Below are 25,871 nucleotides of genomic sequence, written 5' to 3' on the forward strand. Positions count from 1 at the left end.
GGTGCCGGATACCGCCAGTTCGAAGTCGGCATCCGGGTCGGCGTCGACACTGCCGCGGATCACCGTGACGTCGGCGCCGTCGCGGGTCTCATGCGTCACCACGATCTGGCCGGCGCCGGACAGCGTCGTGCCGGCCGACAGGGTGAAGTGCTGCACCCCCGCCTGTCCGGTTTTGGCGTCGATCGAGGAGAAGTCGATGCGGTCGCCCGGCGAAAAGCCGTAGATCGTGTCGCCGTCGGCCGCCGCAACCGAGGGGAAGCGGAAGACGTCCTCGCCCAGGCCGCCGTCGATGATGTTGACGGCATTGGAGGCGGTGATGTCGTCATGGCCCGCGCCACCGATGACGTTCTCGAAGCCGTAGACCGTGTCGGTTCCCACCTCGATGCCCGCGACCTGGCCGCGGCCCATGAAGCCGGTGCCGATGTCGACCGTCAGCTTGGCTGTCGCCACCGAATAGTCGAGCGTGTCGACGCCGTCGCCGCCCCAGTAGCTGTCGGCGCCGTCGCCCTTGGTGGCCAGCACGATGTCGTTACCGGCACCGCCCCAGGCCTTGTCCGAACCCGCCCCGCCTTCGATGACGTCGTTGCCGGCGTCGCCGTAGATCAGGTCGTCGCCGCCATTGCCGAACAGCATGTCGGCCCCAGTGCCGCCGTGGAGCTCGTCATCGCCCGCCCCGCCCGAGGCGACGTCGTCGCCGTCACCGCCGGTCAGCACATCCTCGCCGTCCTCGCCGCGCAGCACGTCGCTGCCGCCATCGCCCGACAGGATGTCGCCGGACGCCCCGCCCAGCAGCACGTCGGCAAGCACACCCCCCAGCAGCACATCCGCCGCAGATGTTCCGATCAGCGTGCGCGCCGCAACCGGCAACGGCGTCTCGCCACCGTCGCCATCACCGTCACCGTCGCCGGAGCCGCAGCTGTCGTCGTCGTTATCGTCATCGTCATCGTCATCGTCATCGTCATCATCGTCGTCGTCGTCATCGCCGCCGCCAACGGGATCGCCGTCATCATCATCGTCGTCATCATCGTCATCGTCATCGTCAGGCTCTTGCGTTTCGAAGATGTGTTCCGGCAGATCCGTCATGCCGGTGTTGCGCGCGACGATGTCGGCGAATTCCTCGCCGTCGACAATGTTTTCGTAGAAGTCGAAGTTGTCGAAGCGGCTGATGTAGTAGAAGCGGTCGGCTTCCTGCAGCCGGTCGAACTGTTCGTGCAGGACGACCCAGAAGGTCTGCCCGACCATGCCGCCGTTGACATGCTTTTCGGCAAGGCCGCCGACCCACAGGTCGACGCGGTCGATGCCCTTGACGATGCCGGTGCCATTGGCCTGCATCGCCACCTGGATACCCGGATTGATCGCCTGGAACGCGGCGATATCGCCGGGTTGCAGCACCAGATCCGGATAGGCCTGCCGGAACTGGTTGATCACCGCCTGGCTCAGCCCGTTGCGTGTCTGGAAATCCTCCCAGGAGGTATAAGGCGAGAGGTTGCCGGCAAAGCCGCGTGCTTCCGAGACATAAGGATCCTGGGAGGCCGCCAGATCCATGCGGACCTGGTTGAGCGTGCCGAGCCCGACATCCCATCCGCGCGCCACGTTGAAGGCGAACAGGTCGGCATTGATGCGAACGAGGTCGTTGCGGACCGCGTTGACAATGTTGAAGTCCACCTCTTCGGCCTGCTGGGTTATGATCCCGCCGAGAATGGAGTTGACGCCGAGCTGCTCGTAGCCGGGTTGCGGCACGTACCCGGGAGGCAAGGGACCGGTGAACACGCCGGCTTCATTGCTCGGGTTGAGGAAGGCATCGAACAGAGCCACCTGCTTCGGCTGTCCGTTGGCATCGAGAACGGTCATCGTCTGGCCGATCAGCGAATGTCCGACGCGGTAGACCGCGGCCGCGAACTCATGCGAGATGCCGGCCGTTGCATCCGGGTTGTATTCCTCGAAGCCGTGGGTGCCGTCACCACGCATGCCGCCGAGCAACATGTCGGCGAACTCGTTGAAGACGACCCGCTGGTATTCGGCCTCGTTGATCATCTTGGCCGCCTGGAACAGTTCTTCCGCCGTTCCCTCAAAGCCGGCATCCACCAGACCTTCCACATGGAAGTTATGGTTGCGGGCCCAGATGGTGTGCATCGAGGTCAGCGCGAAGTTCTCGTTGCCGCGCCCGTCACCGACCACATAGTGGTCGAGCAGCTTGATGAACGGGTTGGTATCGAGAAGCAGCGCATGGGTGCTGCCCATGAAGTTGGAGGTCATCGCCGGCAGCATCGCTTCGTTGATGACGCCGTTGTTGACCAGACCGGCAAAATAGGTCTGGAACGCCACCTGCCCGCCCGGCAGCGATGCCGAGTGGAAGACCGTGTTGTTCTCCCAGTGGTGCAGGATTAATTCGCGCAGCGTCGGCAGCAGTTTGAAGTTGCTGTTCGACGGATCCGCCGCGCCCTGAAGCAGATGCGAGCCGAGTCCGCCGGACCCGTTGCCTTCGCGCAGGAACTGACCGACGAGTTCGTTCGAGCCATAGGCCTGGTTCTGATCGACGAAGGGCGAGGTCTTGTTCAGGTGCTGCGGTACCCCGTCGACGATGCTGTCGACGGTGCCACGTGTCAGATCGGCCGGGTTGCCCGATCCCGGTGCGCCGTTGCCCGGTGCGCCGATCTGGATCGTGCCGTTGCCGCCCTTGCCGAGGAAATCCAGGCCGTGGTCGAAGTACTGGCCGAACGCCATGAAGAAGATGTTGGCGTCCTTCTCGTTCTTCGGCAGGTCGAGTTCCTGGCTGCCAAGGATGTTGCTGATGTTGCGCGGGTCGAGGCCGGCGAAGATCGGATTGACGTTGTGGTTGCCGGTCGCCGGGTTGTAGGCGCCGAAATGGGCATTGGTGATGCGGATGAACGGCGTGTCGGCCGCGCCCCATGTGGGGTTGTCGATGTTGTTGCCGAAGCCTGACAGCGTCCGCACGCCTTCGAAGCCTTCGGTATCGTCGTCATCCGGAAAAGCCGGCTGACCGTTGACGAGGTTCTTGAGACCGGCAAGGTCGCTCGCCGTGTAAACGAACGGACCGGCGGCCGGGTCGTCTTCCGACGGCAAGAACTGAGGCGGCACCGCACCGGTGAAGGTGATCGAGTGCGTCCCGTTCGAAAGCGTCTTGCTGCCGTTTCCACTGCCGCTCAGCGTGTAGCCCGAGAGCACCGTGCCGGAGGCCAGTTCCACCACGTCCTGCGGCCGCAGCGTGCCGATGATGGTGTCGTCTCCGCCGTTCGAGCGGAAAACGATACGGTGCTGCGAATCGAGCGCCGTGATGTCGATCGTGTCATCGCCAGCGGTACCATCGATGGTGATCGTACTTGGATCAAGGTCCGTCCCCGCAAAATTACCCGAGACGACGAAGGTGTCGTTGCCGCCGCCACCGTTGACGTCGATCTCATCGATACCGTTGAGTTCGGCAATCACGGTGGTCGGCCCTACGCCGACGCTGCGCGAAATCACGATGTCGGTAGTTGCCTGCAGGGCGTCAGCCGCGATGCCGGTGCGGCTCAGGTAGTCGGCCCTCGATTCGATGAAGAAAGTCTCGTCCTCTCCGGATCCACGGATCCGCAGGCGGTCTGTGCCGGCGCCGCCCTCAATGATGTCGCGTCCTTCGCCGGCCTCCCAAAGGATCACGTCGTCACCGGCACCGGCGTCGATGGTATCATTTCCGAGGCCACCGACGATGGTATCGTTTCCTCCGAGTGCATTGATCGTATCGTTGCCACCGAGCGCGTCGATATCGTCGTCGCCCGCCGTCCCCACGATGGTGTCGGCGCCCTCCGTCGGTTGTGTCGGCAAGCCGGCGAGCGCCTGCGCAAGGGTGACGGTGACGTCGTCGAACTGGAATGCTTCAATCCCGATGACGGCGTCCTCTTCAGCGACCACCGTGCTTACGACTTCGAGTTGACCTTCCGCGTTGAATTCGAAGGTGTAGTTTTGCCGCGCACCGCTAAAGACGGCAGTGTCCTGTCCGTCGCCACCGTCGAGGATGTCGTTGCCGACGCCGCCGGCCAGCGTGTCGTCACCCAGGCCACCGAAGATTTCGTCGTCCCCCGTGCCGCCGATCAGTTCGTCGGCACCGGCAAGGCCGAAAATCACGTCATTGCCCCCAAGGCCGTCGATCGTGTCGCTCAGCGGGGTCCCGACGAGGACGTCGTCGCCTTCGGTTGCTGCGAGATTGGTCGCGGGGACCAGCGGATCGGTTGGAACGGAGGGAACCGAACTCGGGATGCCGTCGCCATCGGTGTAGCGAACAATTGCGCGGACGCGAACATCCGCTCCCACCGCGAAATCGCCTTCCGTCGATGGTGTAAATGACACGCCGCGGAAACCGGTATCCACGAAGACGCCGGGATCGGTCTCGATCTGCCACTCAACAATGAAGGGCGAGAAGATCGCACCGGATGGGTTGGCACCACTGACGTTGTCGGCGTCGGTCACGCCGAACAGGGAACCGTCCGCGTTCAGCCGCACGGTGAGCACCTGGCCCACTTGCGCCAGGCCGTCGATGACCGGCTGCCCCACCGGCAGCGCGTTCAGCCCGGGAACGAGCTCGACAGTTTCGTCGGCGAACTGCAACCGCTCGATGTTGCTGACCCTGTCGACGCCGTCGCTGACCGCAGTCACGGGATCAACGAGATGGCGAACGATCGTCTGCCCGTCGTTGTCGTCGACGAAATCGATGCCTTCGATCTCGTATTGCGCTCTGTTGCCACGATATACGGCGGTATCGATGCTCTGGGGGGCACCCAGCTCGCCATCGAGGACTTCGCGTACGATATGCAGTTGGTCGGGCACGATTGTGCGCGATATCATCAGATCGAACAGCGACCTGCCGACCCAGGAGGCGGTCGCGGGGTTGCCGCCCACTTCGGCCTGGGTGAACACATGCTTGAGGCTGTCGACGGTTGCAAGCTGGTTACCAGCCGTGTTGGCCTGACCGGCTCCAGTGATGCGGATGCGGACGTTGAGCCAGCGATCGCCATCGATGATGTCGTCGCCGCCGTTGCCTTGTATCAGGTCGCTGCCGCCGCCGCCGAGCAGAATGTTGCCGCTCTCGAAGAAGCCTGTCGTCGGGTTCACGCGGACGATCGCCTCGAGACCGTTGATGCGGTCGAGGCCAGCCTGGTCGAGGCCGTCGTTGAAGAAAATGCCTTCGGTGGTCGCCACCGTGGCATCGGGTCCGACTTCGCCAAAGACGCGCTCATCGCCGATCAGAGTATCGTTGTGCACCCAACCGGACAGCGCCTCGACCTTGTCGAACCGGTTGCGCAGGACATCCTCGGCCTCCGTGGTGAAGATGGGAATGCGCATGTCGGCATAACCGTTGAGTGCCATGCCCTTGAAGATCGCCCAGTCGAAACCGAACATGCCTTCGTTGCGCATGACGCTTTCGCCCTGGACCATGATGTCGTCGCCGGATTCGGCGTCGAAATCCTGCTCTTCGTTGCCGGCGAACATGACGTCGTGGCCCTTGATCGCCGAATTGAAGAACAGTTCGGAGTTGTCGCCGGCGATCGTATCGAATCCGCCGGCACCTTCGAGCCAGTCATCGCCTTCATTGCCCATCAGCAGGTCGACACCCTCGCCGCCGGCGATGAAGTCGTCACCGGCACCGCCGAACACTTCGGTGTCGTCGACGCCGACGAAGACGACGTCCTTGCCATCGCCACCCATCAGGATGTCGATGCCGTTGGAGTTGGCGATGACGTCGTTGCCTTCCTCGCCCTTGATGAAGTCGCCGGTGTCGCCGCTGTCGGTCAGGATATCGTCGCCACCACCGCCATTGACGAGGTCGACGCCGGCGCCGGATTCGACGCGGTCATTGCCATCGTCGGCCCAGATCGCATCGTCGCCGAAGTCGGTGATGATCGTGTCGGCACCATTGGTGCCACCGACGACGATATGTTCGCCACCGGTGAAGCGCAGATAGTTGGCATCCGGACCCACCGTGCCGGGGTTATTGCGGATCACCTTGCCAAGGCCCATGGCCTCGAGCACCGGATCGTTGCCGGTCGGATCGGCATAAGCCTGGTTGGCCTCATTCACTTCGAGCACGAAGTCATACTTCGCAAAGGAATCGACGCCGATGTGGCGTGTAATGATGTCGTCGGCCGTGCCACGGATGCCGTCGGCGCCAGGCTGCGCCAGCTCCGTATTGGCCATCATCATCTTCGAGAAGGAGTTCTGCTCGAGCTGGTTGAGGAAGTTCTGCCCCTGGGTGCGGGTGAGATAGTAGAACCGGTCACCGTCCTGCAGGTTTTCAAGCTGGGCTTCGAAGATGGCGTTGAAGGTGGAGCCGAGCATGCCGCCGAACGGCATCTTCTTTTCGGCAAGACCGCCGATCCACAGGTCGATGAGGTTCAGGCCCGTTTCGACGCCAGCCCAACTGCCTGTTACCGCCGGATCGTCGGTCCCTGTCAGGAATTCGATGCGGTCGGCCGGCGGAACGAACGTCCGCTCCACCCCGTTGATGGTGACCGTCACGGTTTCGCCAAGCACGATGGCTTGAGCGGCCGCACGCTTGCCGGCGAGGGTCGTTTCCGCTTCGATCGAGTCATGCGTGCCATAGGCCGCAATGAAGTTGATTACCGAAGCCGGGTTCTTGAGGTTGCTGGCGAAGTCTACCCAGTGATCGTAGGGCTTCAGGAAAGTGGAGCCGGACGCCGCATAGAGCTGGGCTCTCGCATCGTTGAGCGACGGCATGCCGGTATCGCGGCCACGGGCGATATTGATGGTTGCCAGGTCGAGCGGCAGGCCGAGCAGGTTGTTGCGCAGCGAGCCGACGATGAACTCGTCGATTTCGTTGCCGTGTTCGATCGTCATGCCGCGAACGATGGCGGCTGCCGCCGCGTCGTGACTGATCGCGCCATCGAGATCGAACTCGACCGGATTGAGGAAAGCCTCGACAAGGCCGACATCCGGATTGATCGGATCACCGTTTTCATCGATACGCGGCATGGCATCGGTGAGCATCGAGTGGCCGAAGCGATAGACAGTGTTGGCGAATTCCGAGAAGATCGCCGGATTGATGTCGGTGACGCTGTTGAAGACGAAGACGTCGATCGCCGGCTGGATCTTGCGGGCGAATTCCTCGAAGACCAGATGCTGGTACTGCATCTCTGTGGCAAAACGGGCGGCCTGGAAGATGCGCTCGCCGTCCCAGGTGAAGGAGTTGAGAAGTGCTTCCCGGGCCACCGGATCGGCCGGGAATGTAGCCGGCAGTGCGTTCAGTTGTGCCTGGGTGATATCGACCGACAACCATTCGTTGATGAAGGCGAGATCGCCACTTTGCAGAATGGTCATCTTCTGCATGTCGGTCTGGCGATTGTGCTCGGAATGGAAGATGTGGTGCACGGTCGTCAGGCCGATGTTCTCGTTGCCGCGACCGTCGCCGGTGATGTAGTGGCGGTTCAGCAGCTCATCGTCATACTCGAGCTTGCGACCAGTGTTCGGATCGGTGTTAACATTGTTGCCGGTCGCAGTGTCGGCATCCGGGACGAGATTGCCGAGCGCATCGAACACCGGCACGGCATTGTGGGCGATATCGTCGAGGAACGCGTGGCCGATGCGGATCGCGCCGACTGCAAAGGTATTGACCGGGGCTGCTGGACTACCCTCGATGACGGCGTCGTCAGCAGTATTCGGAATGCCATCCGCGCCCAGCCCGGTGACAATCTGCGGGAAGCCGTTCGGACCGCGAATGAACTCGCCATAGGCGTCAGTCCGGATCAGCGGAATGTTGAAGATGTCGGCATCCGTCAGCTGGATCCCGAGCACGGTGCTTGCCTGCGCCTTGATGTCAGCCCATGTGGGCAGCCCGTCTGCCGAACCGTCAAGCAGACGGCCGGTTGCGTGGGGCGGCGCACCGGCGACACCACCGGCAGGCTCATACTCCCTTAGGAAGAATTGATGCGACGCGTGCGACGTATAGGTCTGGTTCTGGTCGACGAACGGTGTTGTTGTGTTGGTATGAGAATCGCCGTCCGGCGTCGCACGCGTCAGCACCATGAAGCGCAGTTGCGCCGGCAGGTCGTCGGGGGTATCAGCCAGACCGTCGGCCCCAAGCACCAGCGGGTCATCAGCCTGCAGCGGAACGTAGACGGTACCGTTGACGCCCTTGGTGATCAGATCGAGACCGTGGTCGAAGAACTGGCCGAAGAAGGTCATCCAGGCATTGAACGGTGCCGACAGACCTTCGTCCGGCGCGATATTGGGGATCGACGCGAGGTCGTCGTTGGTGATCTCCAGTTCGTTCGGACCCGGCGATGCACCTTCCGGCAGCGGGCGGATCGGCGTCATTCCGGGATTGGCTTCCTCCCAGGCAGCAACCGCCAGCTCGTTGTTGAACCAGGCTTCGACCGCAGCCGGGTTGTTGATGGACATGTCTACGATCAGATTGGAGATGATGCGCGGGTCGGCGTCGGCAACGTTGCCGCCCGTGCCATAATCGGTATTGTTCACCTCGCCACCGGGGCCGAGGTTCATCGTGTCGCCATCATTGTCGTTGCGATAATCGGCATCGAGCAGCCGCGGCATCGCCTGGTCGGCGGAACCCCAGGTCTCGCGGCCGGGCACGATGTTGTTGTAGGTGCCGTCGACTGTGCGCAGGCCGGCGGGAACATGTGGGTCGGGAATGGCAAGCGTCGCGCCCGGCGTGCCCGCCGGAACGACATTGCCGTTCACATCCACATAGATCGCGGTCAGTTCCAACGCAGCAGCGCCGGAATGGGCGGTCGAGTTTCCTTCCGCGATCTTGATCTGACGCAGAATGAACATCATGTCCTGAAGATTAAGCGTGAACGCGGCCATTTTCCCCTCCGTCGAGACACAGCGATCCCCCCGGAAGGACACATGTCTTTCCGCCCACAGAGGTCGTGCTACTGGTGCTGGCCGATATTAAGCCACCCGATCCGCCTTCGCCGTAGGGAACAAGGTCGCCTGTTTTTCGGGACCAAAGGACAGTTGGGCGAGGGATACTTTGGTCCCTATCGCTCTCAGACCTAAGTCCGAGAGCAGACACGCCAAAACCTGGATGGCCGAAAGTGCAGAGCGCCCCCGTTGGGTCGAAGGGTTCATTTCCGCTGACACGTGATCCAGCCGCTCGTTCGGGAGGTCGGTAAATTCGCTCACGCAACTCAACCGACGCCTCTGAAAGCGATCTCCGTCGGCGCCGGGATGTCCGCACTGGACCGTCAAAGGGCGCGAGATGATGAACGAAGACCGCCCGGCTTGCTGACTGCGACCATCATGCGCGGGCCCGGTGGAGGCGCCATGGCACATCAGGCATCCATCCCACGCTGCAGATGACGTGATTAATCAATTGTTAACCATGTCGGCGCAGCTTGGAACGCTGATAGAAGATTGTGCCCGATCCAGTGGGATCGTTTCAGTCGGGCGTTTCGAGCCTGGACCAGCCGGGCCTGCCGCGCCGCAAAAGCATTCGTTCATTCCTGAGGGAGTAGAGGCAAGGATGTACGAAATGGCAGATCACATGATGAAAATGCTGATGAGCATCATGGCCGCGCTGTCGCTGGGCTCGCTGCTGTTTCTGATCGCCGTCCTCTAAAGCGCGTCGCGATCTCTACTGCAGTTCCCTTAAATCGTATCCGATCTAGGTGCAAAAACATGCAGCAATTCAAAGTGCTACAGCGACCTTTGCGCGTCCAACAGGACGCGCGGCGCTATAGGATAAGCTTGTCGCACTTTAGAGCGTTTCCGGTCTAAACGGAATCGCAGAAACGCTATAACTCTTTGTTTTTACGCATTTCCTGACTGAAAACCGCTTCGCACTTTTCCTGGAAATGCTCTAGGCTCTTAGTTCTTTCGCATGGCGAAAGGATCGGGGCGTCGTCGTTTGCACCCCTCGTCTGGTCCGTCAGGGATAGAGGTAGAACTCGTCCCAGCTCTCGTGCGGCACAAGCTCGCCGATCTTGTATTCGAAGGACAGGATATCCAGGTGCTCCGCATCGGTGCGGCACTGGAACTTCAGCTTGTACCATTTCCCCTTGCTGCGGAACACCGCACCCGGTGCCTTCATCTTGTCTTCCTTGATGATTGGATCGGCGAAGGTGTAGGCGATCACCTTGTCCGGCCTGAAGCTGGACTTGTCGGCGTTGATGCGCTCCATCGCCTCGGTATCGCAGCGCTGTTCCAGGCGGGTCTGCGGGTCGAGCTTTTCGAACTGGCGCACCAGGGACTGATCCATCGCCGGGGACATCGTGGCGGCGAAGATGAGCGGGTACGCGACTGTCTTCATGCCCGACGGGCTCCTGCTTATGGAAACGGCCGGCCCCGGCAAATCACTGCGGGGACGCGATTGCGGTTTCAGTTAAGCTTTGTGGCCATTCCAAGGCACGGATCACGTTTCCGAAACGTTGATTACGTTTCTGAAACGTCGATCCATTCGGCGCCGGTCAATTCGACGATGCGCTCGGGATTGATGTGAACGGCTGCATTGGTCGCGCCGGCAGCGGGAACGACGATGTCGTAGGCTTTAAGCGATGTGTCGCAATAGATGTTGTGCGGCTTGGCAAGCCCGAACGGGCAGACTCCGCCGACTGGATGTCCGGTTTCCGCCTCGACCTCGTCGAAGCCGAGCATGCGAGCCTTGGTACCGAAGCGAGCCTTGTACTTCTTGTTGTCCAGCCGTGCATCGCCGCGGGTGACGATCAGGATCACGTCGCCGCCGACACGGAGCGCCAGGGTCTTGGCGATCTGGGCGGGCTCGACGCCGTGGCCTTCAGCGGCAAGCGCCACCGTTGCCGTGCTCTGTTCGAGTTCGATGACGTCGATATCAGGGGCGTGCTGCGAGAAGAATTGTTTGACTGAAGTGAGGCTCATGATGGGGCTTCAGGCTCTGGAAATGGTTTCGTGATGGACACTGGACTGACGAACGCGTCGGCGGGCGCGAGGCGCCGCGGTCGTTGACGATCGGTGCGACTGTCTCAGTCGTCGTTGGAGGCGTCAAGGTCCTCCGGGCGCATGCCTTCCTGCCCGGGCGGCAGGTAGCCGTGGGTGGTGAACCAGTTTTCGAGGATCGCCGCGATCGCCTGTTCGCGCGTGAGCTTGCCGGGATGGTCGGTCATGAACGCCTTCAATGCCGTTTCGATGTTGTCGGTGTGGAGTTCGCTCATGGTGTCTTCCTTCCGTTGGTCTGGCACGGCCCGCCGGGTGGGCGAGCCATGCGGCATGGGTCGTGGTAATGCGGCGTCACGCCTGTTTGACGATGCGGATCAGCACCAGGAGGATCACAGCGCCGATCGTCGCGTGCAGGATCGCCGAAAGCACGCCCGTTCCAAGGCTGATGCCGATGGCGGGAAAGAGGAAGCCGGCGATGAAGGCGCCGATGATGCCCACGACCATGTTGCCGATCAGGCCGAAGCCGAACCCCTTGACGATCAACCCGGCAAGCCAGCCGGCGATCGCACCGACAATCAGGAATACGAGAATGCTTTCGATGCCCATGAATGGTTCCCTTTCCGTTGGACCTCCCGCATGTCTCCTCAAATCCTAGTCGATTTGTGGATAAAACATGCAGCAATTCAAAGCGCTGCAGCGACCTTTGAGACGCGCGGCGCTATAGAAAGGAAAGATAGATCAGGAATTGAAATCAGATAGGGGGCAATTTCATCGCGCGGCGATTTTTTGGAGGAATCCGGAGCATTTGTGCCCGGCGATCCAGTGCCGCCGTCGAAGAGGGCGCGCAAAGTGCGCCATCACGCTCCCAGCTTGCTTCACCTGAGATCCGAGCCGATCCGCGAAATCATGCCGAGCAGCGGTTGCTGCCCGGCATGTTGCTCTTGGGATGCGATGGAGTGGACATCAGACGATGCCGCCGCCACCGCCGGCAACTGTCGGCCGTTCGCCGGCCACCTTGGCGCGGTAGCCGCTCGCCCGATAGGTCGCAACCGGCGCGATCGCCCCACCGCTCTCGAGACGAGCCATCGCCAGGATCGGCTCGACGTCGGTGCGAAACGCGGTTTTGAGCGTTTCCGTCGCCATCAGCGCGTCGTTGTCCTGCTGGAAGCCGTCGAGCGCCGCGCGGTCGACGATGAGCGCCTGCGCATAGGCGCGGCAGACTTCCATGGCGCTTGTCATCAGGCTTTCGATCGGATCGGTGACATTGTGGCTCTGGTCGAGCATATGGGCCGGATCGAAGCCCTCGGCACCCCGCGCCTCGGCATCGACGAGTTCGTTGAAGACGAGGAACAGGCGATAGGGGTCGATCGAGCCGGTGTCGAGGTCGTCGTCGCCATATTTCGAATCGTTGAAGTGAAAGCCGCCGAGTTTCTTGAACTGGATCAGCCGCGCGACGATCATCTCGATATTGACGTTCGGCGCGTGATGGCCGAGGTCGACCAGGCAGAAGGCTTTGGGGCCAAGCTCCTGGGCGATCAGGTAGTTGGTGCCCCAGTCCTGCACCACGGTCGAATAGAAGGCCGGTTCGAACATCTTGTGTTCGGTGAAGACGCGCCAGTCTTCGGGCAGCGCCGCATAGACCGATTTCATCGCATCGAGGTAGCGCTCGAACGATTTGGTGAAATTGCTCTGGCCGGGAAAGTTGGAGCCGTCGCCGACCCAGACCGTCAGGGCCTTCGAGCCGAGCTGCCGGCCGATATCGATGCATTCGAGATTATGCTCGATGGCCTGGCGCCGCGTCGCCGCGTCGCTGTGCGACAACGATCCGAACTTGTAGGAATGCGTCTGTCCGGGCGCATCCGAGAAGGTGTTGGAATTCATCGCGTCGAAACCGAGGCCGAGGGCTGCACCTTTCTGCTTCAGTTCCTGGAGATCGCTGACCTTGTCCCACGGAATGTGCAGCGAGACGTTGGGCGTTGCGCGCGTCAACTGCTGGATGACGGCGCAGTCCTCCAGCTTGTCGAAGATGTTGCGCGGCTCGCCCTTGCCGGGAAAGCGGGCAAAGCGCGTGCCGCCGGTGCCCACGCCCCAGGAGGGCACGGCGACGCCATAGGCCGCGACCTTGCGCTTGATGACGTCGATGTCGACGCCACGGCGCGCCAAGCTTTCGGCCAGGCTGGCATAGTCCTGGCGGAGTGCCGCCTCGCGACGTTCGTTTTCTGAGTCAACGATGGTTTTGCCGATCATGGTGCTCATCAAAACCTCCGGATCAGCGCGTAAACGACTGGGCATTGCCCGCGTCGACATTGACGATGTTGCCGGTCGATTTCGCCGACATGTCCGAGGCGAGGAAGTAGATTGCTTCGGCGATGTCTTCCGGGAACACGCTGAGCTTCAGCATCGAGCGTTCGCGGTAGTGTGCCTCGAGGTCGTCCACATCCATCTTGTAGGCGGCTGCGCGCTGCTCCTTCCACTCGCCGGTCCAGATCTTTGAGCCACGCAGCACGGCGTCCGGGTTGACGACGTTGACGCGGATCTGGGCTGCAGCCCCCTCAAGCGCCAGGCATCGGGCGAGGTGGATTTCGGCCGCCTTGGCGGTGCAATAGGCCGATGCGCCGGGCGAGGCGGCAAGGCCGTTCTTGGAGGCGACGAAGACGACGTTGCCGCCGGCCTTCTGGTTGCGGAAGATGCGGAAAGCCTCGCGCGAGACGAGGAAGTAGCCCGTCGCGAGGATGTCCATGTTCTTGTTCCAGAGCGCCAGCGTCGTATCCTCGACCGTGGCGGAGGAGGCAAGGCCGGCATTCGACACCAGGATATCGAGGCCGCCGAAGGCAAGCAGCGTATCGCCGAAGCCACCCTCGACGGCAGCCTCGCTGGTCACGTTCATGCTGACCGAGCGCACGAAATCCTTGCCGTGGCGGGCTGCAAGCTCGCTTTCGGCAGCGGCAAGCGCCGCCTCGTCGATATCGGCGATGACGACGCAGGCACCTTCCTGCATCAGCCGGTGGGCTGTTGCCTTGCCGATGCCGCCGGCGCCGCCGGTCACCAGGGCGATGCGTCCGGCAAGGCTCTTCGGTTTCGGCATGCGCTGAAGCTTGGCTTCCTCGAGCAGCCAGTACTCGATGTCGAAGGCTTCCTGTTCCGGCAGGCCGACATAGGTCGAAACCCCGGAGGCACCGCGCATGACATTGATGGCGTTGACATAGAACTCGCCGGAGATACGCGCCGTCGCCTTGTCCTTGGCAAAGGTGATCATGCCGACGCCGGGCACGAGGTAGACGACCGCGTTCGGATCGCGCATCTCAGGGCTGTCTGCGTGCTTGCAGCGCTCATAGTAGGCAGCATAGTCGGCGCGATAGGCGGCGATCGCGTCCGGAAGTCCGGTGAGCGTCTTTTCGATATCCGCGGCGGCAGGATCGAAATCGACGACGAGCGGGCAGATCTTGGTTCTCAAGAAATGATCCGGGCAGCTGGTGCCGAGCGCTGCCAGCGGCTTCAGATCCTTGGCCGTCACGAAGTCGAGCACCGCCTGGCTGTCGTCGAAATGCCCGACCTTGCGCTCGTCTGCGCCGATCAGGCCGCGAATGACCGGCATCAGCCGCTTGGCGATCGCCACCCGCTCGGCGGCATCGAGCGTCGGCTTGGCCACGCCGCCGAAGGCCGGTCCGGTGTTTTCCGTCTCGAACCAGGCAATCGCCTTGTTGATGATTTCGATGGTGGTTTCGTAAGCTTGCCTGGCCGTGTCGCCCCAGGTGAAGAGGCCATGGCTTTCGAGCACGACGCCGCGTGCATCAGGGTTTTCCAGGCAGAACTTTTCCAGCCACAGGCCGAGCTCGTAGCCCGGGCGCTTCCAGGGCAGCCAGCCGATGTCGCTGCCGAAGATCCTGGCGGTCAATTCCCTGCTGTTGCTGGAGGCGGCAATCGCGATGATCGCATCGGGATGCATGTGATCGACGTGTTTCCTCGGCACGTAAGCATGCAGCGGCGTGTCGATCGAGGCGGCGCGCGGGTTGAGGTTGAACGTGCAATGCGGGAGATAGCCGACCATCTCGTCTTCGAACGCGACACCGCGGTAGATGCCTTTCAGGGCATTCAGCTTGTCCATGTAAAGCGTGGCGAAGCCGTCCATCTTGATCGTGCCGACGTCGCCGCCGGAGCCCTTGACCCAGAGGACTTCGACCGTGCCGCCGCCAAGCGGATCCTTTTCCAGCACCTTGGCCGAGGTGTTGCCGCCGCCGTAGTTGGTGATGCGCTTGTCGGAGCCGAGCAGGTTCGAACGATAGAGAAGACGCTCGGGCTCGGTCATGCCGGCCGCCTTTGTCTCATCCCATAGATTGGCAAGTCGCGCGCCCTGTTGCTTGTCGAGCATCTCGAAAATCCTCCCGGTCCGTTGCCTCGCGGCTTGGCGGCCGCGTGGAGATGTGGTTGGCATCAGATCACATGGCCCGAGAGTCATTGTCAATCAAAAACGATCAAATTCGCGCATATCGCACTGCACAATGAAAAAATATGATTGATTGTGATTGACAATGTTTGGTCGTGATGGAAGCATGCAAATTATCGGAGGAGCGGATGCACGAGAAAGAAAGACATCGGATCATTCTGTCGGCGGTTCAGGAAAAGCCCGTCGTCACGGTGCCGGAACTGGTCGATCTGACCGACAGTTCCGAGGCGACGATCCGGCGCGACATCGCCGCGCTCCACGTGCAGAAGCGGCTGCGGCGCGTGCGCGGCGGCGCGGAGGCGATCAATCCGCCGCAATTCGTCGGGCTCGCCGGCCGGCCGTTCAAGGTCAATGAAGGGCTGCATGCCCGCGAGAAGCAGGCGATCGCCAAGGAAGCCGTGGCGCTCTGCGAAGACGGCGAGCCGATCATCATCAATGGCGGCACGACCACCTTCCAGATGGTGCACTTTCTCAGCAATCGCCGGATGCAGGTGTTCACCAACTCGTTTCCGATCGCCGAGCACCTGCTGAAGCATTCGAAGAATACGGTGATGCTGTCGGGCGGAACCATCTACCGCGAGCAAAACATCATTCTGAGCCCGTTCGACAACGACGTGACGCGCAATTTCTATGCGCGCCGCATGTTCATGGGCGCGCAGGGCCTTGGGCCGCTTGGCCTGATGGAAGCGGATCCGCTGTTGATCCAGGCCGAACAGAAACTGATCGATCAGGCCGACGAGCTTGTCGTGCTGGTCGACTCGTCGAAATTTCACAAGCGCTCCAGCCTCATCCTGTGTGGATTGAAGCGGATCGCCACGGTGATAACGGATTCAGGCATCGAGGACAGGCATGCCGCGATGCTCGAAAATGCCGGCGTGCGCTTGGTGGTCGCCAATGCCAGGTCCGGCACGGACGCGGAGGCTGCATCCTCGACCGCTTGAGACGGCCGAGGGGAGGGGAAGATCGGCATCAGTCGGAAAAGGCTGAGCCGGACTTGAATTGGAGAAGGTCAGTACCGGACGATGCGGTCATCCCGATCGCGTTCCGGTCCATGGGAGGAGTGGAAATGAAGATTCTGAAATCACTGATGGTCACGGCCGCCGTTTCGTTGGCGCTGATGGCCAATGCCGCGCATGCGGAAGACAAGAAGATCGCGCTGGTCGTCAAGGCGCTCGGTATCGGCTTCTTCGAGGCTGCCAACAAGGGCGCGCAGGAAGCCGCCAAGGAACTCGGCGATGTCGAGGTGATCTATACCGGCCCGACCTCGACAACCGCCGAAGGCCAGATCGAGGTGATCAATTCGCTGATCGCGCAGAAGGTCGACGCCATTGCGGTTTCCGCCAATGACACCGACGCCCTGGTTCCGGCGCTGAAGAAGGCGATGGATCGCGGCATCAAGGTCATCTCCTGGGATTCCGGCGTCGCCAAGGACGGTCGCCTGATGCACCTCAACCCGTCTTCGAGCCCGCTGATCGGCAACATGATCATCAAGCTCGCCGCCGACAACCTGCCGGACGGCGGCGATGTCGCCGTGCTTTCCGCTTCGGCGACAGCCACGAACCAGAACACCTGGATCGAGGAAATGAAGAAGGTTCAGAGCAACTACAAGGGCATCAATGTCGTCGCGACCGTTTACGGTGACGACCTGGCCGACAAGTCCTACCGCGAAACGCAGGGCCTCATTCAGTCCCATCCGAACCTGAAGGCGATCATCGCGCCGACGTCGGTCGGCATCGTCGCGGCGGCACAGGCAGTGACGGACGCCGGCAAGATCGGCCAGATCAATGTCACCGGCCTCGGCCTTCCATCGGAGATGGCCGGTCACGTGAAGTCGGGCGCATCCAAGTCCTTCGCGATCTGGAACCCGATCGATCTCGGCTACTCCGCGACGATGATCGCCTATGATCTCGTCAACGGTGCCGAAGCCAAGCCGGGCGCAGAGCTGAAGATGGGCCGCATGGGTGCCGTCAAGCTCGACGACAACAATGAAGGCGCCATGGCCGACCCGTTCGTCTACGACGCTTCGAATGTCGAAGAGTTCGCGAAGATCTTCTGATCGGCGAGGGACGACCTAACCGAATCCGCCCCTCATCCGGCTGCCGGCACCTTCTCCCCGCTCGCGGGGAGAAGGGACATGCGGCGCACTCGACCGTCCCCTCGCACCCAACGAATGGCGGGCTGCGAACGGGTCCCCTCTCCCCGCGAGCGGGGCGAGGGTTAGGGTGAGGGGCAATTTGCAGACGTGGAGCCTTGGCGAGCCCACAAACTCGGCGGAACTGAATTTGCTGCAGGATACGATCACATCGCGGATGAAACCCGCCATCGCGCTCGAAGGCATCTCCAAGTCCTTTCCCGGCGTCAAGGCATTGTCCGACGTTTCGCTGTCGCTCTATCCCGGTTCGGTGACTGCGCTGGTCGGTGAAAACGGTGCGGGCAAGTCGACCCTCGTCAAGATCTTGACCGGTATCTACCAGCCGGACGGCGGCAGCATCCGTGTCGCGGATACCGAAACGACTTTCCCGACCGCCCTTTCCGCCGCGCGCGCCGGCGTGACGGCCATTCACCAGGAGACCGTTCTCTTCGACGAACTGTCCGTCGCCGAGAACATCTTCCTCGGTCATGCCCCGTGCAATCGTTTCGGTCTGATCGACTGGGCGAAACTCAATGCCGATGCGCGCGCGCTTTTGCATCGTGCCGGTGCCGATTTCGATCCGACGATCCGGCTGCGCGATCTCGGCATTGCCAAGAAGCATCTGGTGGCGATCGCCCGGGCGCTGTCGGTCGATGCCCGCGTCGTCATCATGGACGAGCCGACGGCGGCGCTGTCGCACAAGGAAATTCACGAGCTCTATGCGCTCGTCGAACGGCTGAAGGCAGACGGCAAGGCGATCCTCTTCATCAGCCACAAATTCGATGAGATCTTCCGCATCGCCGATCGCTACACCGTGTTTCGCGACGGAACCATGGTGGGCGAGGGGCTGATCGCCGATGTCAGCCAGGACGATCTCGTGCGCATGATGGTCGGCCGCGCCGTCGGCTCCGTCTACCCGAAGAAAGACGTGGCCATCGGCGAGCCGGTGCTGACCGTCTCCGGCTACCGTCACCCGACCGAATTCGAGGACATCAACTTCGAACTGCGCCGCGGCGAGATCCTCGGCTTCTACGGGTTGGTCGGCGCCGGCCGCTCCGAATTCATGCAGTCGCTGATAGGCATCACTCGCCCGTCGGCAGGCGCCATCAGGCTCGACGGCGAGATCCTGGTGATCCGCAACCCGTCGGAGGCGATCAGGAGCGGTATCGTCTATGTGCCGGAGGAGCGCGGCCGTCAGGGCGCGATCATCGGCTTGCCGATCTTCCAGAATGTGACGCTGCCGTCGCTGTCGCGCACCTCGCGCTCCGGCTTCCTGAAACTTGCCAACGAGTTCGCGCTTGCGCGGGAATATACGTCGAGGCTCGATCTGCGGGCCGCTTCCCTCGACCAGGACGTTGGCACGCTTTCCGGCGGAAACCAGCAGAAGGTGGTCATCGCCAAGTGGCTGGCAACCAAGCCGAAGGTGATCATCCTCGACGAGCCGACCAAGGGCATCGACATCGGCTCCAAGGCCGCCGTTCACGCCTTCATGAGCGAGCTTGCCGCCCAGGGTCTCAGCGTCATCATGGTCTCATCGGAAATCCCCGAAATCATGGGCATGTCGGATCGTGTCATCGTCATGCGCGAGGGCCGCATCGCCGGCCGCTTCGAGCGGGCCGAACTGACGGCGGAAAAGCTGGTGCGTGCCGCAGCCGGCATTGTGGAGGCCGCATGATGGGCAAGCTGCTGAAAAACCGTGAACTGCTGCTCGTCGGCGCGATCCTGGTGCTGATCGCCCTGATCGCCTGGCGCTTCCCGCCCTTCATCGCGCCGACCAATCTGGCACGCGTCTACAACGACACCTCGATCCTGATCATCCTGGCGCTCGGCCAGATGGCCGTGATCCTGACCCGCTGCATCGATCTGTCCATGGCGGCGAACCTGGCGCTTTCCGGCATGGTCGCAGCCATGTTGAACGCCGCCTTTCCCGGCCTGCCGATCCCGGTCGTGATCCTGTCGGCGATGGCGCTCGGCGCTATCCTTGGCATGATCAACGGTGCGCTCGTCTGGAAGCTCGACATTCCGCCGATCGTCGTCACGCTCGGCACCCTGACCATCTATCGCGGCCTGATCTTCCTCTTGACCAACGGCAAGTGGATCAATGCCCACCAGATGAGCGATGCCTTCAAGAGCTTTCCGCGCACTGATCTTGCCGGCATTCCGGTGCTTTCCTGGCTCTCGCTCGTCATGGTCGTGGCGATTTTCCTGGTGATGAGCCGCACGTCGCTCGGGCGTGCCTTCTTCGCCGTCGGTGGCAATCCGCATGCGGCCGTCTATACCGGCATCGATGTCGGCCGAACCCGCTTCTTTGCCTATTGCCTCTCGGGCACGCTGGCCGGCCTTTCCGGTTATCTCTGGGTGTCGCGTTATGCCGTTGCCTATGTCGATATCGCCGCCGGCTTCGAACTCGACATCATCGCTGCCTGCGTCATCGGCGGCATCTCGATCGCCGGCGGCATCGGCTCGGTGCCGGGCGCGGTGCTCGGCGCGCTGTTCCTCGGCGTGATCAAGAACGCCCTGCCGGTCATCAACATATCGCCCTTCGCCCAGATGGCGATCTCCGGCATGGTCATCATCATCGCCGTTGCCGTCAATGCGCGTGCCGAACGGCGCAAGGGGCGTGTCATCCTCAAAAAGGCGGAGGCTGTCTGATGGCCGAAACGCATCTCTCCCCCCGCAACATTCCCGATCGCCTGGAAGGGCGCGGCGCGCGCCTGCTGAAGAGCTGGGAAAGCCTGCTGCTCGTCGTCGCCTGCGTCATCTTCCTCGGCAACTCGCTGGCTTCGCCCTACTTCCTCGACCCGTGGAACCTGTCCGACGCCACCTTCAACTTCACTGAAAAGGCGATGATCGCCTTCGCCATGGCGCTGGTGATCATTTCAGGCGAGATCGATCTCTCGGTCGCCTCGATCATCGCGCTTGCCTCGACAGCGATGGGGTACGCCGTCCAGCTCGGCTTCGATACGCCGGCTCTGGTGGTTGTCGGGCTTTCGGTCGGGCTATTGTGCGGTACCGTCAACGGCCTGCTGATCACCGGTCTCGGCCTGCCGTCGATCGTCGTCACCATCGGCACCATGAGCCTGTTTCGCGGCCTCTCGTTCATCATCCTCGGCGATCAGGCCTTCACTGGCTACCCCGACAGTTTTTCCTGGTTTGGGCAGGGCTATGTCTGGTGGGTGTTCTCGTTCGAGTTCACGCTGTTCGTCATCTTGGCGGTCGCCTACGGCGTGGTGCTGCACAAGACCAATTTCGGCCGCGCCGTCTACGCGATCGGCAACAACCAGACGGCGGCGCTGTTCTCAGGCATCCGCGTCGGCCGCGTGAAGTTCATGTTGTTCCTGCTCACCGGCCTGATGGCCGGGCTTGCCTCGATCTGCCTGACCTCGCGCCTTGGCTCCACCCGCCCGTCGATCGCGCTCGGCTGGGAACTGGAAGTCGTGACCATGGTGGTGCTTGGCGGCGTCAGCATTCTCGGTGGGTCCGGCACCATCCCGGGCGTGGTGCTGGCGGCCCTGATCATGGGCATGGTCACTTTCGGCTTCGGGCTTTTGAACGTGCCGGGCATCGTCATGTCGATCTTCATCGGCTTGCTGTTGATCTCGGTCATCGCCTTGCCCATCCTGTGGCGACGCGCCCGCCGCCGTCTTGCCCACTGAGGTTTCCATGGAAAAATACGCCTTCCGCATGCGGCTCAATCCGGGAATGGCCGCCGAATATACCGCGCGTCACGACGCCATCTGGCCGGAACTGGTGACCTTGCTGAAGGAGGCAGGCGTCTCGGACTATTCCATCCATCTCGACGAAGAGAACGATCTGCTTTTCGGCGTGCTCTGGCGAACGGATGATCATGGCATGGCCGATCTGCCCTCCCATCCCGTGATGCAGAAGTGGTGGGCGCATATGGCCGACATCATGGAGACCCATGGCGATAACGAACCTGTCGCCGTGCCGCTCAAAACCGTCTTTCACATGAGCTGACCTAATGCGGATCGTGGGCGTCATCGATATCGGCAAGACTAACGCCAAGGTCGCAGCGGTCGATCTCGATCGTTTTGAGGAGATCGCTGTGCGCAAGACTGCGAACGGCGTCGTCGAAGGCGATCCCTATCCACATTTCGATGTCGAGCGCCTCTGGGCCTTCATGCTCGATAGTCTGAAGGCGCTCCAGGCCGAGCATCCCCTGGAGGCAATCTCGATCACCACCCACGGAGCGACGGCGGTCGTTCTCGACGAAGCCGGCGGACTTGCCTTGCCGGTGCTCGACTACGAATTCGGCGGGCCGGGTACACTTTCGGAGGCCTATGAGCGCCTTCGGCCACCTTTTACCGAAACCGGCTCCGCGCGCCTGCCGATGGGCCTGAATGTCGGCGCCCAGCTCTTCTGGCAGCAGCAAACCTTTCCCGACGCCTTCGCCAAGGTCGCGACGATCCTGACCTATGCGCAATACTGGACCTTTCGATTGACCGGCATCCGGGTCAACGAGCTGACGTCGCTCGGCTGCCACACCGATCTCTGGAATCCGAACGCCGGCACCTTCTCATCACTGGTGGACAGCCAGGGCTGGCGGCACCTGTTTGCGCCGGTCCGCAAGGCTGACGAAATCGTCGGCGCGTTGTTGCCGGAACTTTGTGCGGCCACCGGCATTCCAAATGGCACACCTGTCTATTGCGGCATTCACGATTCCAATGCCTCTCTGCTGCCGCATTTGCTGACCCGGCAAGCGCCGTTTTCCGTCGTGTCGACCGGCACCTGGGTCGTGATGCTGGCGGTCGGTGCCGACGAGGTGACGCTCGATGAACATCGAGACACGCTGATCAACGTCAACGCGCTTGGCGATCCCGTTCCCTCGGCGCGCTTCATGGGCGGCCGCGCTTTCGCGCTGCTGCTCGGTGATAGTGCCGCATCCTCGTCGTTTGAGGACGAAAGCGCAGTTGTTGCAGCGGAGCACATGCTGTTGCCCTCTCTTCCCGAAGGCTCCGGGCCGTTTCCTTCGGCCAAGGCCTGCTGGACGATAGACGAAGGCACGTTGACGCTCTCGGAGAAGACCGCGGCCGTCTCCTTCTATCTGGCGCTGATGACGGCGACCTGCCTCGATCTCATCGGTGCGCGAGGGGATATCGTGGTCGAGGGGCCGTTTGCCGCAAATGCCGCCTATCTGCGCATGCTTCAGGCGGCAACCGGGCGCCCGGTTTTTGCCGACGGTCACAATGTGACCGGCACGAGCCTCGGGGCCGCGAGCCTTGTCGACGGGCGCCATGTGCGGACCGGGGTGCAGGCGTTTGCCGGTCCCGTTCCTGAAAGTTTTGCGCGTTATGCAGAGAACTGGCGGTCGCTAACGAGAAGCCACGTGCAAAATGGCGCGGGCGATCGGCAATCATAAAATATCTGAAAAGTAACGCCGCCGCATGCGAGGCGCATCGGCGTCAACGATGCTCGTTTTTCTTCTCAGAAAACCGAGCTGCGGTTCGTCGAACGGTTATGCTCGAGATTGAGCACGATCGATACGGCCATCATTGTCAGGATTGCTGTGAGAGCGGCGCCTATACCAAGAACAATCATTGTTCGTTTCCCGTCAGCGCATCGTCATGATGTCGCTTTGCTTGCTGCAAAGGTTTCTTTTGCGCGATCTGCGCCCACTTCACTTTCGCTTCGATACGCGAGCGCGAGTAGAAGTACAATTCTAAACTCTTGTGAGTGAAAACCTGTTGAAGTCCGCCGCTAATAGTGCGGCATTGCTGCGCTGCAAAAACAGTGGTTGAAAACGCCCGGCGAATTTTAGTGAATCCAGTTACAGGGCATCAACCGTTAACCTTCAAGCAAGGAATTAACCATAAACATTGTCCCACACGTCGGAATGGGAAAAGTCACAGTCTCCTCAAGGCATGATGCCGCCCCGCCGTACCGGTTCCGGTCCGGTATCGATTCGTCATCGAATTTACTTGCGGGATGGACGATAGCAGACGCCCGAGCGGCGGGGGCTGATCTCAATGATGTGGCGTGCACGTCCGGTGGACCGTGGACTGTCCTGATCCTCCCCAGGCAAATTCCGAGCATGCAAAGCCGGGGATTGAGCGTTGAGGCAGGAAACATCGTCAGAACAGGCAAGGAAGGGCCAGGCAGGCAGTCTGCTGGAGCGCTTGCGTTTTGCCGGGCTCGACGACGACAGCTGTTGCCGCGTCCGCGATATCAGGCAGAAACTTGTCCCCCGCATCAACATTGCGCTTCGCGATCTCTTCCAGCGCCTGCAGAGCTATCCTGACGCGGCCCGGCACTTCGATAGCGACCGGCAGCTCGAGCGCCTGCAGGACATCCAGTCCTCGCACTGGAATGTGCTGACGGATGCGCGCTTCGACGGCCTCTATGCCGAGCGCGTCAAGGTGCTCGCCGATACCGCAAACCGCATGGGCCTCGATCCGCGCTGGCAGATGGCGAGCCACGCCGTCGTGCTTGAGCACCTGCTGGTCGGCCTCATCGAAGAGGCTTGGCCGAAATCTTTCCTGCCGATGGGCAGGGGGCGTCGCAAGGAGCTCTGCGAACTGGTCGCGGCACTCGTCCGTACCGTTTTCGTCGATACCGAGATCGGCGTCTCGCTTCGCTTCAACGCCCTCCGTCAGCAGCATCAGCGCCAGCTCGCCGATCAGCACAGCGCCGACGAGCAGGCAGTAACGGCCCTCTTCGGCGACTTCGCAAAGAGCTTGAACGAGGGCGACCTCGGTGTGCGCCTGTCGCAGAACGCGCCGGATGCCTACCAGCCGATCGTTGCCAGCTTGAATGCAGCGCTCGACACGATCCAGCAAAGCCTGCAGTCCGCCGACCAACGCGGCCAGGCGGCGGAGACGTCCATCGGGCGTCTTCGCGATGGTGCGGCCGGCTTCGCCGAAAAGGCCGCGGCCGAAGCCGATGCCCTGTCGGGCCAGATTGCAGCACTTGCCGATATGACCGAACGCATGGCGACGGGCTCGAGCCGCATCAGCGCCACCGAGACAAAAGCCAACGAGACGCGGGTCGCCGTCGAGCGCAGCGGCGAGATTGCCGGCCAGGCAATTTCCGCCATGGCCGACATCGAGGCGTCGGCCGAGAAGATCGGCCAGATCATCGGCGTCATCGACGAGATCGCCTTCCAAACCAATCTCCTGGCGCTGAACGCCGGTATCGAGGCGGCAAGGGCTGGCGACAGCGGCCGCGGCTTTGCCGTCGTCGCCCAGGAAGTGCGCGCGCTTGCGCAGCGTTCCGGCGAAGCGGCGCGTGAAATCAAGCAGTTGGTGACGGGCACCAAGGCGCAGGTCGAGACCGGCGTCGAGATCGTCGGTCGCACGCAGGATGCGATCAGCAGCATCGTCCAGCAGGTCACGTCGATTAATGCCGCCGTCTCCGGCATCGCCCGCGAGGCGGAGCAGCAGGTCGGCGATCTCAGGGGCGTTGCATCCGACATCGGAACGATTTCGCAAGCCGTGCAGGCAAGCGCCGCGATGGCGGGCGAGACCGTCCGGTCTTCGGACGATCTGCACAATGTCATCGTCGAGCTTGGCGAGACGATCCGCAGGTTCCGCGTCGAACGTCGCCACGCGGCTTCGCCAACATCGACTGCCAGCCAGGGACGCAGCCTCCCGGTTCCTCCTGATGTGGCCGAGGATGAAATGGCGGCGGCATTGTTCGATGACGGTCCGCAACGTCAGTTCGCCGGTTGGCAGCGCTGATCCCGGACACTCAAGAGTTAGCAGTCGAGGAAAACAGGAATGGCCAGCAAGAAGACCGCTCACAAGACGCTCAGCCTCGCTCCGGTGTTGGACCTGAACGAAGCGACCGCGCTGCATGAGAAGCTTTTGGGCCTGAAGGGCAGCGACCTGGTGATCGATGCCTCGGCGGTCGAGCGGGTGGGAACGCTCTGCGTTCAGGTCCTGATGGCCGGCGCCAAGACTTGGGAAGAGGATCATTTGTCTTTCACCTTCAGCAAGGTGTCGGACGCTTTCGAGAAAACGACACAGCTCATCGGGGTCGATATCGACCACCTGATGGCAAAGGAGATTTGAGGAATGAAAAAGCGAGTTCTGACAGTCGACGACTCCCGGACGATCCGGAACATGCTTCTGGTCACGCTGAACAATGCCGGTTTTGAAACGATCCAGGCTGAGGACGGCGTCGAGGGCCTCGAGGTTCTCGAAGAAGCCAATCCGGATGTCATCGTCACCGACATCAACATGCCGCGTCTCGACGGCTTCGGCTTCATCGAAGGCGTGCGCAAGAACGACCGTTACCGCGCTGTGCCGATCCTGGTTCTGACCACGGAAAGCGATGCCGAAAAGAAGAACCGTGCCCGTCAGGCCGGCGCCACCGGCTGGATCGTCAAGCCGTTCGACCCGACCAAACTGATTGATGCAATCGAGCGCGTAACGGCCTGAAGTCCGAGGATAG

At 61.9% G+C, this 25,871-nt stretch carries 18 protein-coding genes; 11 read left to right on the forward strand and 7 right to left on the reverse strand.

Annotated elements, in window-relative coordinates:
* Positions 1-8,835, reverse strand: an 8,835-nt coding sequence (locus BC363_RS21325; protein ID WP_065793327.1) for a peroxidase family protein, incomplete at its 3' end; no start/stop codon positions are given.
* A 499-nt stretch (positions 8,836-9,334) separates the two neighbouring features.
* Here BC363_RS21325 and BC363_RS35565 point away from each other — a divergent pair.
* Positions 9,335-9,592 carry a hypothetical protein gene (locus BC363_RS35565; protein WP_141690393.1) on the forward strand — a complete coding sequence of 86 codons (258 nt, stop codon included), beginning with the start codon at positions 9,335-9,337 and terminating at the stop codon, positions 9,590-9,592.
* Positions 9,593-9,901: 309 nt separating this feature from the next.
* On the opposite strand, the gene BC363_RS21335 is transcribed toward BC363_RS35565, so the two are convergent.
* The 6 genes from BC363_RS21335 to BC363_RS21360 form a co-directional block, all read right to left on the reverse strand.
* A complete protein-coding gene (locus tag BC363_RS21335) occupies positions 9,902-10,282 on the reverse strand; it encodes a DUF930 domain-containing protein (RefSeq protein WP_065784628.1) in 381 nt (126 codons plus the stop codon).
* Positions 10,283-10,404: 122 nt separating this feature from the next.
* Positions 10,405-10,866: a YbaK/EbsC family protein gene (locus BC363_RS21340; protein ID WP_065784629.1), complete on the reverse strand. Its 462-nt coding sequence runs from the start codon at positions 10,864-10,866 to the stop codon at positions 10,405-10,407.
* A gap of 104 nt (positions 10,867-10,970) precedes the next feature.
* The gene (locus BC363_RS21345; RefSeq protein WP_065784630.1) at positions 10,971-11,159 is read right to left on the reverse strand and encodes a hypothetical protein; all 189 of its coding nucleotides are present in this window, start codon (positions 11,157-11,159) and stop codon (positions 10,971-10,973) included.
* A 76-nt stretch (positions 11,160-11,235) separates the two neighbouring features.
* Entirely contained in the window at positions 11,236-11,490 is a 255-nt protein-coding gene (locus BC363_RS21350) for a GlsB/YeaQ/YmgE family stress response membrane protein (RefSeq protein ID WP_053250496.1), read from the reverse strand.
* 357 nt (positions 11,491-11,847) lie between these two features.
* Positions 11,848-13,140: an L-rhamnose catabolism isomerase gene (rhaI, locus tag BC363_RS21355; RefSeq protein ID WP_065784631.1), complete on the reverse strand. Its 1,293-nt coding sequence runs from the start codon at positions 13,138-13,140 to the stop codon at positions 11,848-11,850.
* A gap of 13 nt (positions 13,141-13,153) precedes the next feature.
* Entirely contained in the window at positions 13,154-15,253 is a 2,100-nt protein-coding gene (locus BC363_RS21360; RefSeq protein WP_065784632.1) for a bifunctional rhamnulose-1-phosphate aldolase/short-chain dehydrogenase, read from the reverse strand.
* A 203-nt stretch (positions 15,254-15,456) separates the two neighbouring features.
* Between BC363_RS21360 and BC363_RS21365 the strand changes: the two genes are divergently transcribed.
* The 10 genes from BC363_RS21365 (at position 15,457) to BC363_RS21410 (ending at position 25,858) form a co-directional block, all read left to right on the forward strand.
* Positions 15,457-16,269: a DeoR/GlpR family DNA-binding transcription regulator gene (locus BC363_RS21365; RefSeq protein WP_065784633.1), complete on the forward strand. Its 813-nt coding sequence runs from the start codon at positions 15,457-15,459 to the stop codon at positions 16,267-16,269.
* A 125-nt stretch (positions 16,270-16,394) separates the two neighbouring features.
* Positions 16,395-17,384 carry a rhamnose ABC transporter substrate-binding protein gene (gene rhaS / locus BC363_RS21370; protein WP_065784634.1) on the forward strand — a complete coding sequence of 330 codons (990 nt, stop codon included), beginning with the start codon at positions 16,395-16,397 and terminating at the stop codon, positions 17,382-17,384.
* Between the two features lie 253 nt (positions 17,385-17,637).
* On the forward strand, positions 17,638-19,134 hold the full coding sequence (locus BC363_RS21375; protein WP_065784667.1) for a sugar ABC transporter ATP-binding protein: 1,497 nt from the start codon (positions 17,638-17,640) through the stop codon (positions 19,132-19,134).
* A complete protein-coding gene (locus tag BC363_RS21380) occupies positions 19,131-20,111 on the forward strand; it encodes an ABC transporter permease (protein ID WP_065784635.1) in 981 nt (326 codons plus the stop codon). The genes BC363_RS21375 and BC363_RS21380 overlap by 4 nt, the downstream gene beginning before the upstream one ends.
* Positions 20,111-21,115 carry an ABC transporter permease gene (locus BC363_RS21385; RefSeq protein WP_065784636.1) on the forward strand — a complete coding sequence of 335 codons (1,005 nt, stop codon included), beginning with the start codon at positions 20,111-20,113 and terminating at the stop codon, positions 21,113-21,115. The genes BC363_RS21380 and BC363_RS21385 overlap by 1 nt, the downstream gene beginning before the upstream one ends.
* Before the next feature lie 7 nt (positions 21,116-21,122).
* Positions 21,123-21,437: an L-rhamnose mutarotase gene (rhaM, locus tag BC363_RS21390; RefSeq protein ID WP_065784637.1), complete on the forward strand. Its 315-nt coding sequence runs from the start codon at positions 21,123-21,125 to the stop codon at positions 21,435-21,437.
* Positions 21,438-21,441: 4 nt separating this feature from the next.
* Positions 21,442-22,839, forward strand: a complete 1,398-nt coding sequence (locus BC363_RS21395; protein WP_065784638.1) for an FGGY-family carbohydrate kinase — start codon at positions 21,442-21,444, stop codon at positions 22,837-22,839.
* Between the two features lie 694 nt (positions 22,840-23,533).
* The gene (locus BC363_RS21400) at positions 23,534-25,156 is read left to right on the forward strand and encodes a globin-coupled sensor protein (RefSeq protein ID WP_065784639.1); all 1,623 of its coding nucleotides are present in this window, start codon (positions 23,534-23,536) and stop codon (positions 25,154-25,156) included.
* Positions 25,157-25,195: 39 nt separating this feature from the next.
* Positions 25,196-25,489 (forward strand): STAS domain-containing protein, encoded by a 294-nt coding sequence (locus tag BC363_RS21405; protein ID WP_065784640.1) that lies wholly within the window; start codon positions 25,196-25,198, stop codon positions 25,487-25,489.
* A 3-nt stretch (positions 25,490-25,492) separates the two neighbouring features.
* Positions 25,493-25,858, forward strand: coding sequence for a response regulator (locus BC363_RS21410; protein WP_065784641.1), 366 nt, complete (start codon positions 25,493-25,495; stop codon positions 25,856-25,858).
* Positions 25,859-25,871: the final 13 nt, after the last annotated feature.

This window comes from Ensifer sp. LC384, from assembly GCF_001695865.1.
Taxonomy (GTDB): domain Bacteria; phylum Pseudomonadota; class Alphaproteobacteria; order Rhizobiales; family Rhizobiaceae; genus Ensifer.